The sequence below is a fragment of the Rhodoferax sp. genome (assembly GCF_010365055.1).
Classification (GTDB): domain Bacteria; phylum Pseudomonadota; class Gammaproteobacteria; order Burkholderiales; family Burkholderiaceae_C; genus Rhodoferax.
In genome coordinates this window covers 1-16,028 of the sequence record NZ_JAAFHA010000085.1, presented here as the reverse complement: position 1 = coordinate 16,028, position 16,028 = coordinate 1, and the positions used below count along the sequence as shown (strand labels likewise).

Genomic DNA, 16,028 nt, shown 5'->3' with positions numbered 1-16,028 from the left:
GTCGGCTGTGGCGATATCGGCCTGCGCGTGGCGCAGGCGCTGCCCGCGCGCGTGCGGCTGCTGGCACTCACCTCCAGCGTGCAGCGCACGCTGGAGCTGCGTCAGCGCGGCATCACGCCCTTAGCTGGCAACCTGGATGCCCCTGAGACGCTGCGCCGCCTGGCCGGGTTGGCGCATCGGGTGGTTCATCTGGCGCCGCCGCCCGATGAGGGCTGGCTGGACCCACGCAGCCGGGCCTTGACCCGCGCCCTGGCCCTGCGCGCCCGCCCAAGCACCCTGGTGTACGGCTCCACCAGCGGCGTCTATGGGGATTGCCAGGGTGAAATTGCTACAGAAACAAGAGCTACTCATGCAGATACGACGAGGGCCAAGCGGCGAATTGATGCAGAAAACGCGGTGCGCTTCTTTGGCCGCGCCAGCGGTGTGCGCTCGAGCATCTTGCGCATTCCCGGCATCTATGCGCCGGACCGCCCGAACGGCACGCCGCAGGCGCGGCTGCTCAAAGGCACGCCAGTGCTGCAGGCTGCTGACGATGTGTACACCAACCACATCCATGCCGACGACCTGGCGCGCGCCTGCGTGGCGGCACTGTGGCGCGCCCGAGCGCAACGCATCTACAACGTCAACGATGACGGCTGCTTCAAGATGGGCGACTACTTTGACCTGGCCGCTGATCTGTATGGTTTGCCGCGCCCGCCGCGGGTTCCCCGCAGCACCGCCAGCGCGCAGCTGCCCTTGATGCTGCTGAGTTTCATGAGCGAGTCGCGCCGCATGGACAACACGCGCCTCAAGCATGAATTGCGCGTAAGGCTGCGCTACCCGACGGTGGCCCAGGGCTTGCTGACGCCGGGGCACAGCTAAAATCGACTCAAGGCCCGCTGCTCCGGCGGGCTTTGCTTTTATGTTTCGGAGCCATGTAGAGGACTACCATGTATAAAAACCTCGCAGCCGTGATCGCGGCCGCCTGTTTTCTTTCCCCCGTTTTTTCCAAGCCCCCCGCACCCGTCGCGACCCCGGAGCCTCTCAAGATCGGCTTTGTCTATGTGGCGCCGCTGTTGGATGCCGGCTGGGTGCGCCAGCACGACGAAGGCCGCCGGGCGGTTGAGGCGGCCTTGGGCGCTCGCGTCAAAACCACCTATGTGGAAAATGTCGCCGAAGGGCCCGATGCCGAGCGCGTGATTCGCGACCTCGCCGCCACCGGCCACAAGCTCATCTTCACGCCCAGCTTTGGCTACATGGAGCCCACGCTCAAGGTGGCGCAGGAGTTTCCGGAGCTCAAGTTCGAGTCCATCACCGGCTACAAGACCGCGCCCAATGTGGCCGCAGCGAATGCGCGTTATTACGAGGGCCGTTACCTGGCGGGCATCGCGGCCGGGCGCATGACACGGAGCAATCTGGCGGGCTACGTGGCGGGTTTTCCGATTCCGGAAGTGCTGCAAGGCATCAACGCCTTCGCGCTGGGCATGCGCTCGGTCAACCCGAAGGCTGAAGTCAAAGTGGTGTGGCTCAATAACTGGTTTGACCCGACGCGCGAGCGCGACGCCGCCATGACCTTGTTTAATCAGAATGTCGATGTGATCGCCTTCCATACGGGTTCATCGGCCGTGATGGTGGCGGCGCAGGAGCGCGGCAAACTGGCTGTGGGCTACCACTCAGACATGCGCAGAATCGCGCCCGACGCGCAGATCGTCGCCGTCACGCACCAATGGGGCAACTACTACACCGAGCGCGCCCAAGCGCTGCTGGACGGCCGCTGGAAGAGCGGCAATGTCTGGGGCGGCGTGCGCGAGGGCATGATCAAGGTGACCGGTTTTGGCTCGAAGGTGCCGAAGGCGGTGCAGCAGGAAGTCCTGGCCCGCCAGAAGGACATTGCGGCGGGCAAGCTGCACCCGTTCCATGCGACTCAAGCGGTGCTGAACAACGCGGGCCAAGAGGTGATTGCCAAAGGCCAGACCCTCAGTGATGTGCAGATTCTCAAGATGAACTGGCTGGTGCAAGGGGTGCAGGGGCAGCTGCCTTGAAAGCCTACCGCGCCGCCGTCCTGCGCTTCAACCCTGAGCGCGAGCCCGCTTCAGCCGCCATTTACGAGGAAGACGGTCTGCTGGTCGTCGGGCCCAAGGCCGACGGCACACAGGTGGTGCAGGCGGTGGGCGCGTACTCTGATCTGCGCCAGCAGTTCTCAAGCGTGCCGACCGAACACCTGCCGGGGCGCCTCATCGCGCCCGGCTTTGTCGACATGCACCTGCACTACGCGCAGACCAACGTGATGGGCTCACCGGCCGCGGGTTTGCTGCCATGGCTGGAGAAGTACACCTTTCCCGAAGAAGAACGCTTCGCAGCCCGCGACTACTGTGCTGAGGCAGCTCAATTTTTCATAGCAGAACTGCTGCGCAACGGCGTGACGACTGCACTGGCGTTTGCCACCTCGCACATTGCATCGGTCGACGCGCTGTTCACGGCGGCGCTCGAACACCGGATGCGCCTGATCACCGGCCTGTGCCTGATGGACCGCCATGCGCCCAACAAGCTGCTCAATCGCGCGGCCCCGGACGGGGCACTGGGCGCAACCGAGCAAAGCCTGATCGACTCCGAGGCACTGATCCAGAAGTGGCAGGGCAGGGGGCGTCTGGGCTACGCCATCACGCCGCGATTTGCGCCGAGCTGTAGTGACGCCCAATTGCGCGGCGCCGGAGAACTGGCCGCCAAATACCCCGAGGTGTGGATTCAATCGCATGTGGCGGAGAACGCGGATGAAATCAAATGGGCGCGTGAATTGTTCCCGCAGTCGCGCAGCTACCTGGCCACCTATGGCGACTTTGGCCTGCTGCGCCCGCGCGCCGTCTACGCCCACTGCCTGCACCTGGACGCGACCGATCGCGCCCTGCTGCGCGACGCTGGCGCCAGTGCCGCAATCTGCCCGACCAGCAATCTGTTCCTGGGCAGCGGCTTTTTTGACTATGGCGCAGCCGACCGCGCGGGGTTCCGGTACGGCCTGGCCAGCGATGTCGGCGGCGGCACCAGCTTCAGCCCGTTTCACACCATGCTGGCGGCCTATTACGTGGGCGGCGAAGGGCAGAGCAAAGCGGGTATGTCGCTGGCGCCGCAGCAGTTGTGGTGGCAGCACACCCTGGGCGCAGGGCAGGCGCTGGGGCTGGCGGGCGCGCACGGTGCGCCATCAATAGGCAATTTGCAGCCGGGCTGCGAAGCCGATTTTGTGGTCCTGAACCCGCAGGCCACGCCCTTGCTGGCGCGCCGCACCGCCAGCGCCAACAGCCTTGACGAGCTGCTGTTTGCCCTGATCGTGCTGGGCGATGACCGGTTGGTGGAAAGAACGGTCATTTCGCAAAAAATATAAGCAATTTCGGCCTGTAGCCCCCGTCTTTAAAGGGTTTATAGCTATTGATTTTGAATTCATGCCGGTGAACGGGCTGAACCGGCCCGGGTGACTCCAGCGCTTCGCTGGGGCTGTTCGCTACTCCTTGGCGTTCAGCGCGTAGTCATCCACCGGGTACGCCGCTTGGGGATCATCCGCCCCGGCAAATTCATGCTCCAGCGCCAGATGATGCTTTTGAACCAGGCTATGAAACTCGGCAAAGGGCCCGGTCGGCAGGTAGATCGGCTGGCGGGTGTCGGGGCGAAATACCGACTCTGTAGCGGCGGCGCCGGCCCAGGCCTGTTCGACCTCGCTCAAGCCCAGGCGCAGCAGTTCCTCCAGAAGTTGACTTCGCTTCTTGCCGGGATAGGCCTCGTGCAGGGCCTCAAACCGTGAGGCCAATTGAAGCGGCAAAAGGCAGACATAGCGCTTACGCGCGAGCGGCTTGCTGCGTGCAGCGCCGGGCCCACCTGCGCGCGATTTAGTCGGTTTGCTCATGCCGCATGATCGGGTCACGCTGGGGCGCAGCCCTTGCGTATTCGCAATGAAACCGGCCGCTAACCCACGGCCCTATTAGCCTGATTTCTCTGATTTGATAGCAATTGCCACGCTTACAATCTGGCCCAACCCTGGAGCCTCATTCTCATGACTATCAAAAGTGACAAATGGATTCGCCACATGGCAGAGACCACCGGCATGATTGAGCCCTTCGAACCGGGCCAGATCCGCCAGGATGCCAGCGGCAACAAGATCGTCAGCTATGGCACCAGCAGCTACGGCTATGACATCCGCTGTGCGCCCGAGTTCAAGGTTTTCACCAACATCCACAGCACGGTGGTGGATCCGAAAAACTTCGACGAGAAGAGCTTTGTTGATTTTCACGGGGACAGCTGCATCATCCCGCCCAACAGCTTTGCGCTGGCGCGCACCATGGAGTACTTTCGCATTCCGCGCAACGTGCTCACCATCTGCCTGGGAAAAAGCACTTATGCGCGCTGCGGCATCATCGTCAACGTGACCCCGTTTGAGCCCGAGTGGGAAGGCTACGTCACGCTGGAGTTTTCCAACACCACGCCGCTGCCGGCCAAGATTTACGCCGGTGAAGGCTGTGCGCAAGTGCTGTTTTTTGAGAGCGATGAAGTCTGCGAAATTTCCTACAAAGACCGCGGCGGCAAGTACCAGGGCCAGGTGGGCGTGACGCTGCCGCGCGCCTGAGTTTGGTGCAGTCGGCGCTTGCGCAGCATCATGCTCAACAGAGCGACAGCGCGTACCATCGGCGTCCTATGCTTACAACCCTTTTGTCCCGCTAACGCACCATGAACGCCTGGCTCCATCCCTTTTCTTGGGTTCATCTGGACTGGGTTTTGGTGGTGGTGGCGAGCTGGTTGTTGATCGGGGTGCTGGGTGTGTTTGCGCTGCGGCGCTTCCGGCTGGTGGCGGTGGTGCTGTTCCCGGCGGGCGGGCTCTTGGGTTTGCTGCTGATGGGGGTGGGTATCAGCGCCGCATTCAGCGGGCCGGAGGTGGCCATTTTGCCGATCGGCTTGCCGCAACTGCCGTTTCATTTGCGCCTGGACAGTCTGTCGGCCTTCTTCCTGATCGTCATTGGCGGTGTGTCTGCTGGGGTGTCGGCTTTTGCCGCCGGTTACTTCCGCCAGGGTGAGGGCACGCCACCGGGCTTGATCTGCCTTGAATACCATATTTTTCTGGCCAGCATGGCCATGGTTGTGATCGCCGACGACGCCTATGCCTTTATGGTGGTGTGGGAAACCATGGCCTTTTCCTCGTTCTTCCTGGTGATTGCCAACCACCGCATTCCTGAAATCCGTTTTGCCGGCTACCTGTACATGCTGGTGGCGCACATCGGCGCACTGGGCATTCTGCTGTGCTTTGGTGTCTTGCAGGCCAATACCGGTGACTACACCTTCGCCAACATGCGGGCCCAGCACCTGTCGCCGTTCTGGGGCTCGGTGGCGTTTGTGCTGGCGGTGTTTGGCTTTGGCGCCAAGGCCGGCATTTTGCCGCTGCATGCCTGGTTGCCGGAGGCGCATCCGGCAGCGCCGTCGCCGATGTCGGCCCTGATGAGCGGCGTGATGCTCAAGATGGCGCTGTACGGCATCTTGCGCGTGTCCTTTGACCTGCTGCAAACCAAAATTTGGTGGTGGGGCGTGATGCTGATGGCCATCGGCTTGGCCACGGCGCTGTTCGGCGTTATTTTCTCCACCGTGCAGGTGGAAATGAAACGCCTGCTGGCCTACTCCTCGATCGAAAACGTCGGCTTGATCTGCGCCGGTTTCGGCTTGTCGCTGCTGTTCTCAAGCTACGGCATGCACGCCCTGGCTGCATTGGCGCTGACTGCGGCGCTGTACCACCTGCTGAGCCACGCATTTTTCAAGAGCCTGCTGTTCTGTAGCACCGGTGCTGTGCTGCACGCCACGGGCGAACGAAGCCTGGGCAAATTGGGTGGTTTGATGCGCTACATGCCCTGGGTCGCCTGGCCGACGCTGATTGGCGTGCTGGCCTGCGCCGGCCTGCCGCCCTTTGGTGGCTTCATCGCCGAGTGGCTGCTGCTGCAGAGCTTTTTATTCACCTCTGGGCTGCCGAGCTCCGTTCTCAATATGCTGGTGCCGGTGATGGCGGCCTTGATTGCGCTGATTGCGGCGCTCTCGGGCTACACCATGGTCAAGTATTTTGGCGTCATCTTCCTGGGGCAGCCGCGTGAAGAAAAACTCGCCGGGGCGCACGATGCCGGCCCGTGGGAGCGCGCCGGCATGCTTTGGCTCACGGCGGGCTGTGTCGTGTTGGGGCTGTTCCCCAACCAGGTGATTGCCCTGATTGACCCGGTCACCCAGTTGCTGGTGTCGGCGGGCCTGGCCAAGACGGTCGCCACCAGTGGTTGGCTGCTGGTGCCCGTGAGCGTTGAGCGCGCCAGCTATGCGCCGGCGATCTTCCTGCTTGGCGTGATGTTCTTCTTTGCCTTGACTTACCTGCTGGTGCGCCGTGTCTACAGCGGCCGGATTCGGCGCGCCCCGGCCTGGGACTGCGGTTACCCGTGGCAGGACGCCCGCATGCAGGACTCGGCTGAAGGCTTCGGGCAGCCGATCCGGCAGATTTTCGACCCCATGTTTCGCATGAAGCGCGAGCTGCCTTCGCCCTTTGACGAGCAACCCAGCTACCGCGTGACGGTCGAAGACCCGCTCTGGTACTGGCTCTACCTGCCGATCGCCCGGCTGGTGGAGCGCATCTCGAAAGTCATTGGCATGTTGCAGCAGGGGCGCATTGCGGTCTATCTGATGTACAGCTTCATCACCTTGATCGTGGTGCTTCTGGTGGTGAAGCAATGAGCTGGCTCGGTCTGCTGTCGCAACTGATGGCGATCGTGATGGCGCTGGTCATGGCGCCCCTGCTCTCGGGCTGGGTCAACCAGTGGCGCGCCCGCTTGCAGAACAAGTCGGCGCCCGGTCTGTTGCAGCCCTACCGGGTGTTGCACAAGCTGTTCAACAAGGAATCGGTGCTGGCCGAGCACGCTTCGCCGCTGTTTCGGATGGCGCCCTATATTGTTTTCGGCTGCATGCTGCTGGCCAGCGCCATCATCCCGACCTTGTCGACCGACCTGCCCTTGTCGCCAGCGGCCGACGCCATTGCGCTGGTGGGCTTGTTCGCCCTGGCGCGGGTCTTCATCTCCCTGGCGGCCATGGATGTCGGCACCGCCTTTGGCTCGCTCGGTGCGCGCCGGGAAATGCTGGTCGGCTTTCTGGCTGAACCGGCCTTGCTGATGGTGCTGTTTTGCGCCTCCATGATCTCGCGCTCGACCTCGCTGACCACCATTGTTGAAACGCTGGCGCATCGCGAGTTGGCCATTTACCCGAGCCTGCTGGTGGCTGGCGTGGCGTTCACCATGGTGTCGCTGGCCGAGAACGCGCGGGTGCCGGTGGACAACCCCGACACCCATCTGGAACTCACCATGATTCATGAGTCCATGATTCTGGAGTATTCCGGGCGGCATCTGGCACTGCTGGAGTGGGCGGCCAGCCTGAAGCTGTTTGCCTACTCCTGCATCGGGCTGGCGCTGTTCTTCCCGTGGGGTGTGGCCGAGGCCCATGCGCCACTGGCGCTGCTGCTGGCGCTGCCCGTGCTCGTTGTCAAGCTGGCCCTGGGCGGTGTGCTCCTGGCCCTGATCGAGACCTTGAGCGCCAAGATGCGGATATTTCGTGTGCCGGAGTTCCTGGGTACCGCTTTTCTGTTGGCCGTGATCGGGCTGCTGGTCAACATCTTGCTGGGGGTCGGATGATCAAGCTCGCGCCCCAGTTGATCAACCTGTTTGCGACCCTGATCCTGATGCTGTCGTTCGCCATGATCTCGCAGCGGCGCATCGTCTCCCTGATCAATCTGTTCACCATCCAGGGCGCCGCGCTGGTGGCGGCGTCGGTGCTGCTCGGCTACGTTACGCATCAGCCCGATCTTTACGTGTCAGCCGCCCTGACCCTGCTGCTCAAGGTCATCTTTATTCCGTGGATGCTGCACCGCGTCATCCGCAAGCTCAATGTGCGCTGGGACGTCGACACCCTCATCAACATTCCGACGACCATGCTGGTGGGCATTGCGCTGGTGATTTTTTCCTTCAGCCTGGCCTTGCCGATCTCGCGTCTGTCCACGTCGATGGCGGGCGGCTCCCTGGGGATCGCGCTGGCCTGCGTGCTGCTGTCGTTCCTGATGATGATCACGCGCTCCAAAGCGGTGCCGCAGGTGATCGGCTTCTTGTCGATGGAAAACGGCCTGATATTCGCCGCCACCACGGTCACCAACGGCATGCCGATGATTGTCGAGTTTGGCATTGCGCTCGATGTGCTCGTGGGCGTGCTGATTCTGGGTGTGTTCATGTTCCAGATTCGCGAGAAGTTCGACAGCCTGGACATTCACAACCTCGAAACCCTCAAGGAAGACTGACCGTGTCCACCCTGTTTTTTGTCCTGGGTTTCCCGTTGCTGGGCGGTGCCGTGCTGGCGCTGATCGGGCACCGGCAGTACGCCCGCGACATTAACGTGGCTTTTAGCCTGGGCACCTTTCTGGCAGCCTGCGTGCTCACCGCTGAAATCATTGCGGAGGGTCCGATCTTGGTCTGGCATGACCAGTTTTTCATCGACGCGCTCAATGTGTTCATGGTCACGCTCACCGCCTTTGTCGGCATGACAACGGCGATATTTTCGCGCCCGTACATGCGCATAGAGCAAGACCACGGCAAGATGACACCCCCGCGCATGCGCCTGTACCACAGCATGTACCAGTTGTTCAGCTTCACCATGCTGCTGGGCTTCACGACCAACAACCTGGGCATTCTGTGGGTAGCGATGGAGGCGGCGACCCTGACCACCGTGCTGCTGGTCAGCGTGTACCGCACCGCTGCGAGTCTGGAGGCGGCCTGGAAATACTTTATTTTGTGTGGCGTGGGCATTGCGCAGGCCCTGTTTGGCACCGTGTTGCTCTACATGGCAGCCGAAAAAGTGCTCGGCCCGCACGGGGCCACGCTACTGTGGACCAATCTGGATGCGATCAAGGGCCAGCTTGACCCGTCCATCATCACGCTGGCGTTTGCTTTTTTGCTGATTGGTTACGGTACCAAGGTCGGCATGGTGCCCCTGCACAGCTGGTTGCCCGATGCCCATGCCGAAGGCCCGACGCCGGTGTCGGCGGTGCTGTCGGGCTTGTTGCTCAATGTGGCGATGTACGCGCTCTTACGCTGCAAGGTGCTGACCGATGGCGCCTTGCATAACCAGCTGGCGGGCCAGCTCATGATGGGTTTCGGCCTGCTGTCGGTGGTGGTGGCGACCTTCTTCATCTCCCGGCAAAAAGACGTCAAGCGCATGTTTTCTTATTCGTCGATCGAGCACATGGGTTTGATCACTTTTGCCTTTGGCATGGGCGGGCCGGTGGCCAACTTTGCCGGTCTGTTGCACATGACGGTGCATTCGCTGATCAAGTCGGCGATCTTCTTTGCAGTGGGGCACGCCACGCAAAAAGCCGGCACGCAGGTCATGAGCGAGATTCGCGGCCTGATCAAGGTCAATCCGACCATCGGCTGGGGCCTAATCCTGGGCGTGATGGCGATTCTGGGCATGCCGCCGTTCGGCGTGTTTGCCAGCGAATTTTTGATATTGACCACCGCCATGCGCGAGCAGCCCTGGGCGGCGCCATTTCTGTTTGTGTCGCTCGGTGTGGCCTTTGCCTCGATGCTGATCCGGGTCTTGCCGATGGTGTTTGGCGAGACCACGCTCAAACCTCTGGCGCACCCGCCAGCCCTGGTGCCGGTGTTCGTGCACCTGGGGCTGGGCCTGGTGCTGGGCTTGTACATTCCGCCTTATCTGAACGCTTGGTATGTCGAAGCCGCGCGCATGCTGGGAGGTTGAGCTGATGAAGATTTCTGGCTTCGATGTTGAATTGCAGCGCCTGATGGCCCCGGTGCCGATCTGGCATGCGCAGGTCAGCGTGGACGAATGGCGCGCCGGCGCTGCCGCCGTGCGCGAGGGCGGCGGACGCTTGCTGGCGATGTGGGGTGGGGCCGGGCTGGGCGATGCGCCGCAGCCGGTCGCCTGCGCGGCCTTTGTCGTGCTGGAGGGCTTGCTCTGGCTGGAGTTGCCTCTGGACGACGAACAACCGACTTACCCCGACTTGCTGCCTTTCTTTCCCGCTGCCGCCCGCATGCAGCGCGCTGCCGCTGACATGTCGGGCATTCTGACCAAGGGCAGCAAAGACCAGCGCCCGTGGCTGAACCATGGCGCCTGGCCGCTTGATTATTTCCCGCTGCGCCATGGGGCTGAGGCACCGGCGTCCTTTCCCGGTTCGGACTTGATCAACTACCCGTTTGTGCGCGTCGAAGGCGATGGCGTGCATGAAATTGCCGTGGGCCCGGTGCATGCGGGCATCATCGAGCCGGGGCATTTTCGCTTCTCGGTGGTTGGTGAAAAAGTGTTGCGCCTGGAGCAGCGCCTGGGCTACACGCACAAGGGCATCGAGCAGCGCATGACGCAGTTGGACCCTTTGCTGGCCAGTCGCCTGGCGGGTCGGGTCTCGGGTGATTCGACGGTGGCTTACGCCTGGGGTTATTGCATGGCACTGGAGTCGGCCAGCGCCTGCGCGGTGCCGCCGCGCGCCTTGTGGATGCGCGCCTTGATGCTCGAGCGCGAACGCGTCGCCAGCCATCTGGGCGATCTGGGGGCCTTGGGCAACGACGCCGCCTTCGCCTTTGGCCTGGCGCAGTTCTCGCGCCTGCGCGAAGACTGGCTGCGCTTGTCCAAGGAGATGTTTGGCCACCGTTTGATGATGGACTGCGTGCTGCCCGGCGGCGTGACGCATGACATTCATGGTGCGCATATTGACCAACTAACCCGGCAGTGCGACGCCGTGGCGCGCGAGGTGCAGACCCTGCATGCCATCTACGAAGAGCATGCGGGCTTGCAGGATCGTTTCATGACCACCGGGCGCGTCAGCCCGGCGCTCGCAGCCCAACTGGGCCTGACCGGTCTGGCCGGGCGCGCCAGTGCGCAAGCCTGGGACCTGCGCTGCGATCATGCGGCCGCGCCCTATGACGTTTTGCAGGTCAAGATGGCCACGCACCGCAATGGCGACGTGGCCGCCCGGGTGGCGGTGCGTTTTGACGAAGTGCTGGAGTCGCTGCGCTTGATCAAACTGATTCTGGCGGGTCTGCCGGCCGGTCCCTTGCGCCAGGAGCTGGTCTTGCCCGCGCAGGCTGCTCGCGGCGTGGGTTGGGTCGAAGGCTGGCGCGGCGAGATATTTGTGGCGCTGGAGCTGAGCGGTGCCAGCAGCGAGCAGCGCATTCGCCGTTGCCATTTGCATGATCCGTCCTGGCAGAACTGGCCGGTGCTGGAGCACGCCATCATCGGCAACATCGTGCCGGACTTTCCGCTCATCAACAAGTCGTTCAACCTCAGCTACTCGGGCCACGATTTATGATTTGGAGAATCGTCAAGCAAATTGCCAAGAACGGCATTCGCACCGAGCCCGCACCCGATATCGGGGAGGCCGTCGCCAACGAGATTGGGCGCTTACAGGCCGAGGTGCTGGCCATTTTGGGCCAGTCGCTGGCGATTCGCATGGTGGATGCCGGCTCATGCAACGGCTGCGAGCTTGAAATCAATGCGCTGGGCAACCCCTACTACAACATCGAGGGCCTGGGCATCAAGTTCGTTGCCAGCCCACGCCACGCCGACATGCTGCTGGTGACCGGCCCGGTGTCCCGGAACATGGTGACCGCGCTCAAGCGCACCTATGACGCCATTCCTGAACCCAAACTGGTTGTCGCGGTGGGCGATTGCGGTTGCGATGGCGGTATTTTTGGCGAAAGCTATGCCAGTTGTGGCCGTGTGTCGAACGTGATCCCGGTCGATTGGGTGGTGCCGGGCTGCCCGCCACCACCGCTAGAAATATTGCGCGGCATCCTGAGCGCGGTGCGTCGGCGGATTGCGTAGCCCGACTCATCTCCTGCGGGCGAGCGTTGTTTGAAGGCGGGCGAGAGGGTAAAAGCCATGTGGGGTGAACCGAAAACCAGGTCAGTCAAGTGTTGGCAGCCGGGGACTTTGTGGAGATATGTCATGGCAACGAAACCAAAATTCAAAAGTGATGCTTTTGCGGTGATTCATGCCTCTACAACTGCATTGGAAAAGTAGGCGCAATCGATGGAACCACAATGCCCACGATTGACGTCCAATCGCAGCACCTGTGTGACTTCTTTGCAGCGTCTACCGGGTAATGGCGACCGGCACCTTTCCGGCAGTCCCATGCATTGCCAGTCCGAAGCCGTTCGTGAACTTTGTGTTGGTGCCCATTGCCGCCCTTGGGTTACACAAAATGTGAGTCCAAAAGCGGTCATGCCTATTGACTGAGCTCGCACGCCATTCACACTCATTGATCAGCCCCAAAATTGGACGTCAACCCTGATCCACGCAGGTTCTCAGCAATTTGATCGACCAGCGCGCGTGCGCGAGCTTGTCGATCATTTTGGCCACGTCCATCTCCCAGTGCCGCGGCAACCCGAGCGAGTGCCCGGTGGCACTCCCATGCGAGTCGGACGCGTCCGATCTGCTCCGCTAGCGTCAGCGCCAGCGTCAATTCCTTGCGCGCAGATTCATACACATGGGCAGCAAGCCAGGCCAGACCGCGCAGACGATGCGCTTGACCCATCAGTTCGCGCAGCTCGCCACGCGATGCCAGCGCCAGCAACTGGTCCGCATAGCTGACGCATCCCTCCGTGTCGCCATTCACCAGCGCCAACTCGGCGAATGCCTCCAGGCAGTGCAAAGTCGACCAGACTTCGCTGTGATCTTGTGAGTATTGCAAGGCCGCCTGTAAAGCGGCACGATCTATAGGAATACCGAGCCGCAATTGTGCAATCACCAGATTGGCGCGCAGCTTGGGTAGCCAGTAAATGATTCCCGCATCGTGCGCGAGCTTCAGGCCACGCTCGAAGTGCTGCAAGGCCTGCCCGTGCAAATTCAAGTCAAGAAACAGACAACCAAACGCATCATTTGCCATGATCTGGTACCGGACCAGTCGCAGTGTCTCCAGCCGAGGCAGCGCTTCGTTCAAATCCACCCATGCCTCGCCAAATTTTCCGAGTGCCACTTGCACATTGGCGCGTCCAATCAGTGTAGGACCCAGGTGCCATTGCAGGTCAGCGGTGCGGGCAATGCTGAGCGCTGCATCGAAGTAAGACAACGCCCGAGAGTAGTCAGCCAGCCCCGTATGACCGGTGCAGGCCCAAGCGATCATCATCAGGTTCTCCGACTCATAACTCCTGTCGTCGATGCCGCGTGCCAGCTCAAGAGAGCGCGAGAATGACACGATGGCTGCAGCCGGTTCGGCGCTGGCGAAATAAGCCTCCCCCCGGCCATGAAAAGCCTGTACGGCCACCAGGTCCGTCAGGCCCAAACGCTCACAGATATCCACCGCTTGCTGGTGGTACGCAATCGCCAAATCGTTGCGCCCATTGCTCCAGGCGACCGTACCCAAGTGGTACAAGGTATCGGCCGCATGCCGTTCATCGCCCATAGCGCACGACGCCTTGAGCGCCTCATCCAGGCAGACAATGGCCTGCTGGTAGGCATCAGCGCGCCGATAGGCCATACCGAGTTGGATCAAGACATCACGCGCATGCGCATGCTCGCCCAGCGCGCGCGCCGCATCAATCACTCGCTGAAAGTCCGCCACAGCACCGTCGATCTGACCGACCTGCGCACGCGCCGCGCCGCGCTGCTCGTAAAGGGCAAGTTGTTGCGCTTGCGTCGCCGCCTCTGAATGGACTTGCAGCAAGGCCACCGCGCGATCAAACCATTGCAGCGACTCGCGCATGGCAAACAGCTTCTGCGAGTGGTCGGCAGCCAAGCCAAAGTAATGCACGGCTTTGGACCACACGTGACCGCGCTCGTAGTGTTCGCCGAGACGGGCAACACGCTCATGCAAATTGCTTGATGAATGCTGCTCCAGCATTTCTGCCACGGCACGATGCAGCAACACACGTCGGGCCGTGCCGATATCGCGGTAGACCACCTCTCGCACCTTGTCGTGGCTGAAATCATAGAAGCCCCACTCGGGGTCTTCGCGCAGCAACCGGCGCCTCACCAGAGACTCCATGGTGTGCAGAAAAATCTCCTCGGGTGAGTGGGTCAAAGTGAGCAAAGTTTCGAAGTCAAAACGGCGCCCGAGCACTGCTGCCAAATCGAGCAGCGGCCGATCTTCATGTGGCAGGCGGGCCAGACGCACACGCACCGAGTCACGCAAGGTGTCTGGCAGTGGCAGGCTGGCTGCGTCGCTGGCCGCGCCGTTGACTTCTCTCAGGGAATGCATGAGCGACCACAGAAAGAACGGATTTCCGTCTGATTCGTCATGCAGTCGGGCCGCGAGATGGGGTGCGCTGAGTTTCGGGTCGTTCAACTTGGCGAGCAATTCTTCGGTATCCCCCGGTCCGAGCCGCGCCAGCGCCATGTGCCGCGTGTGCGGTTCACGACGCAGGCTCTCCAGCAGACTGGCGAGGCGTTGATTGTTGTCAAGTTCTTCGTCCCGGTAGGCGCAGGCAAAGAGAACCGGTCGATTCACAATCTGGCGCGCCAGAAAATGCAGAAATTGCAGGCTGGCGTCGTCGGCCCATTGAATGTCGTCGATCATGACAATCAACTGTCGGCCTTGTGCCAGCGCGTCAAAGAGCTTTGCCAAGGCCTGAAACAAGCGCGCCTGGCGCGCCTCGGGGTAGTCCGCTGACAAAGGCTGCAGGTCAAGCAGGCGGTCGGTCATGGCCGGCACCAGCGCGGCGATCTCAGCCAGCAGCGTCGGCGTGATCTGGCGCAACCGCTCCTCGGGGGCGGTCCGGCACGCTTGAGTGGCAAGGTCAATGACCGGTTGATAGGCAATGGCATGCTCAATTTCGTAGCAGTTCGTGGCCAGCACAGGCAAAGCCCGCTGCTGCGCATAAGCCGCCACCTCGGTCATGAGCCAGCTCTTGCCGATGCCGGCTTCACCTTCGATCAGCACCACATGACCACAGCCCGTGGTGAGCCTGGCGATCAGGCCGAGAAACTGACCATACTCGTTGTGGCGCCCAACAAAGGGGGACTTTTGATCGCCTGCATGGTCCAGCGCATCGCCGGCAGCAGCAGCGGTCATAGCGGCGATGGGCACATCAGCCAGCGGCAAGCGGTCAGACGTTTGCAGGGTGCGCGCGGCTTGCAGAAATGCCGCTCGCTCCTGCGCGGGAATGGCGAGATGCTCGGCCAGGCGTTGCGCCAGTCCTCGCGACGGGCGGCGCTCCTCGGCTTCAATTTTTTTGATGGCGGCCTGTGAACAACTGACTCTTTGTGCCAGCGCGTCCTGCGTCAGGTCAAGCGCCTTGCGTCGTCGTCGCAGCCAGTATCCGAAAGAGTTGCCCTGCTCATTCATCTGCGGCCCCTGTCCATGTTGCCCCGGTCGTGGAATTATGTTCCTGCACCCTGCATTTGTCCCCTTTTTTGTCTCCCTGTTTGTCTATTTCCGGGTGACCCGATGTCGATGCCACAGGTGTGCAATACCTCTGCGAGGTCCTGGATTGCAAAAGCCTCGATCACGCAGCGTCTTTCAACTCAACAGGAGAATCAAACATGCGAATCGCCAAAGATAACGTGGACATCAAGATGGAGATACCCGGTGCCGTCATTCGTCAGCGAACGGATTTTGGCGATGCGACCGGATTGGGCAAGATCAGCGGCGAGTACTTCAGCCTTTCAGCGGGCGTCGATACCACCCCCTTGTTTCAGGGACTGGAAGGCAATATGTGCCAGTGCCCGCACTGGGGCTTCGTCGTGCGCGGCCAACTCACCACGACCGACGCACACGGCGCGCAGGAAACCGTCAAGGCGAATGATCTGTTTTACTGGCCCCCGGGGCACAACGTCAAAGTCGAGGCAGACGCGGACATTGTCATGTTCAGCCCTCAGCATGAGCACAGCCATGTCATCAACCACATGATTGAAAAAGTCAAAGGCTGAGCCCCCGTCGTAAGTTGGGCGAACCGAGACGAAGTTAACCCGAATGGCACTTACATAAGCGGCATGACGTCGAGGTCACGAGCGTAAGCACTTGAATTTGAATACAAAAAGAGGTGACTGACCCGTGGATT

13 protein-coding genes are annotated in these 16,028 nt (G+C 61.6%); 11 read left to right on the top strand and 2 right to left on the bottom strand.

Annotation, left to right across the window (positions count from 1 at the left end; translation table 11 throughout):
* The 3 genes from GZ093_RS16155 to guaD form a co-directional block, all read left to right on the top strand.
* Positions 1-861, top strand: an 861-nt coding sequence (locus tag GZ093_RS16155; RefSeq protein ID WP_296487794.1) for an NAD-dependent epimerase/dehydratase family protein, incomplete at its 5' end; no start/stop codon positions are given.
* A 68-nt stretch (positions 862-929) separates the two neighbouring features.
* Entirely contained in the window at positions 930-2,021 is a 1,092-nt protein-coding gene (locus GZ093_RS16150; RefSeq protein WP_296487792.1) for a BMP family ABC transporter substrate-binding protein, read from the top strand.
* Positions 2,018-3,355 (top strand): guanine deaminase, encoded by a 1,338-nt coding sequence (gene guaD, locus GZ093_RS16145; RefSeq protein WP_296487789.1) that lies wholly within the window; start codon positions 2,018-2,020, stop codon positions 3,353-3,355. Before GZ093_RS16150 ends, guaD begins: the two co-directional genes overlap by 4 nt.
* 117 nt (positions 3,356-3,472) lie before the next feature.
* Here guaD and GZ093_RS16140 read toward each other — a convergent pair whose 3' ends face one another.
* Complete coding sequence (locus tag GZ093_RS16140) at positions 3,473-3,871, bottom strand: hypothetical protein (RefSeq protein ID WP_296487788.1); 399 nt, start codon at positions 3,869-3,871, stop codon at positions 3,473-3,475.
* 147 nt (positions 3,872-4,018) lie between these two features.
* Between GZ093_RS16140 and dcd the strand changes: the two genes are divergently transcribed.
* The 7 genes from dcd to GZ093_RS16105 all read left to right on the top strand — a co-directional run bounded on the left by dcd (position 4,019) and on the right by GZ093_RS16105 (position 11,853).
* Entirely contained in the window at positions 4,019-4,588 is a 570-nt protein-coding gene (gene dcd / locus GZ093_RS16135; protein ID WP_296487786.1) for a dCTP deaminase, read from the top strand.
* Between the two features lie 101 nt (positions 4,589-4,689).
* Complete coding sequence (gene hyfB / locus GZ093_RS16130; protein WP_296487783.1) at positions 4,690-6,714, top strand: hydrogenase 4 subunit B; 2,025 nt, start codon at positions 4,690-4,692, stop codon at positions 6,712-6,714.
* A complete protein-coding gene (locus tag GZ093_RS16125) occupies positions 6,711-7,661 on the top strand; it encodes an NADH-quinone oxidoreductase subunit H (RefSeq protein WP_296487780.1) in 951 nt (316 codons plus the stop codon). Before hyfB ends, GZ093_RS16125 begins: the two co-directional genes overlap by 4 nt.
* The gene (locus GZ093_RS16120) at positions 7,658-8,317 is read left to right on the top strand and encodes a formate hydrogenlyase (protein WP_296487778.1); all 660 of its coding nucleotides are present in this window, start codon (positions 7,658-7,660) and stop codon (positions 8,315-8,317) included. Before GZ093_RS16125 ends, GZ093_RS16120 begins: the two co-directional genes overlap by 4 nt.
* A gap of 2 nt (positions 8,318-8,319) precedes the next feature.
* A complete protein-coding gene (locus GZ093_RS16115; protein WP_296487774.1) occupies positions 8,320-9,774 on the top strand; it encodes a hydrogenase 4 subunit F in 1,455 nt (484 codons plus the stop codon).
* Between the two features lie 4 nt (positions 9,775-9,778).
* Positions 9,779-11,338 carry an NADH-quinone oxidoreductase subunit C gene (locus GZ093_RS16110; RefSeq protein WP_296487771.1) on the top strand — a complete coding sequence of 520 codons (1,560 nt, stop codon included), beginning with the start codon at positions 9,779-9,781 and terminating at the stop codon, positions 11,336-11,338.
* Complete coding sequence (locus GZ093_RS16105; RefSeq protein ID WP_296487796.1) at positions 11,338-11,853, top strand: formate hydrogenlyase; 516 nt, start codon at positions 11,338-11,340, stop codon at positions 11,851-11,853. The genes GZ093_RS16110 and GZ093_RS16105 overlap by 1 nt, the downstream gene beginning before the upstream one ends.
* A gap of 433 nt (positions 11,854-12,286) precedes the next feature.
* Here the strand turns inward: GZ093_RS16105 and GZ093_RS16100 are convergent, their stop codons facing one another.
* The gene (locus tag GZ093_RS16100; RefSeq protein ID WP_296487768.1) at positions 12,287-15,313 is read right to left on the bottom strand and encodes an AAA family ATPase; all 3,027 of its coding nucleotides are present in this window, start codon (positions 15,311-15,313) and stop codon (positions 12,287-12,289) included.
* Between the two features lie 197 nt (positions 15,314-15,510).
* On the opposite strand from GZ093_RS16100, the gene GZ093_RS16095 reads away from it, so the two are divergent.
* On the top strand, positions 15,511-15,897 hold the full coding sequence (locus GZ093_RS16095) for a hypothetical protein (RefSeq protein WP_296487766.1): 387 nt from the start codon (positions 15,511-15,513) through the stop codon (positions 15,895-15,897).
* Positions 15,898-16,028 lie beyond the last annotated feature (131 nt).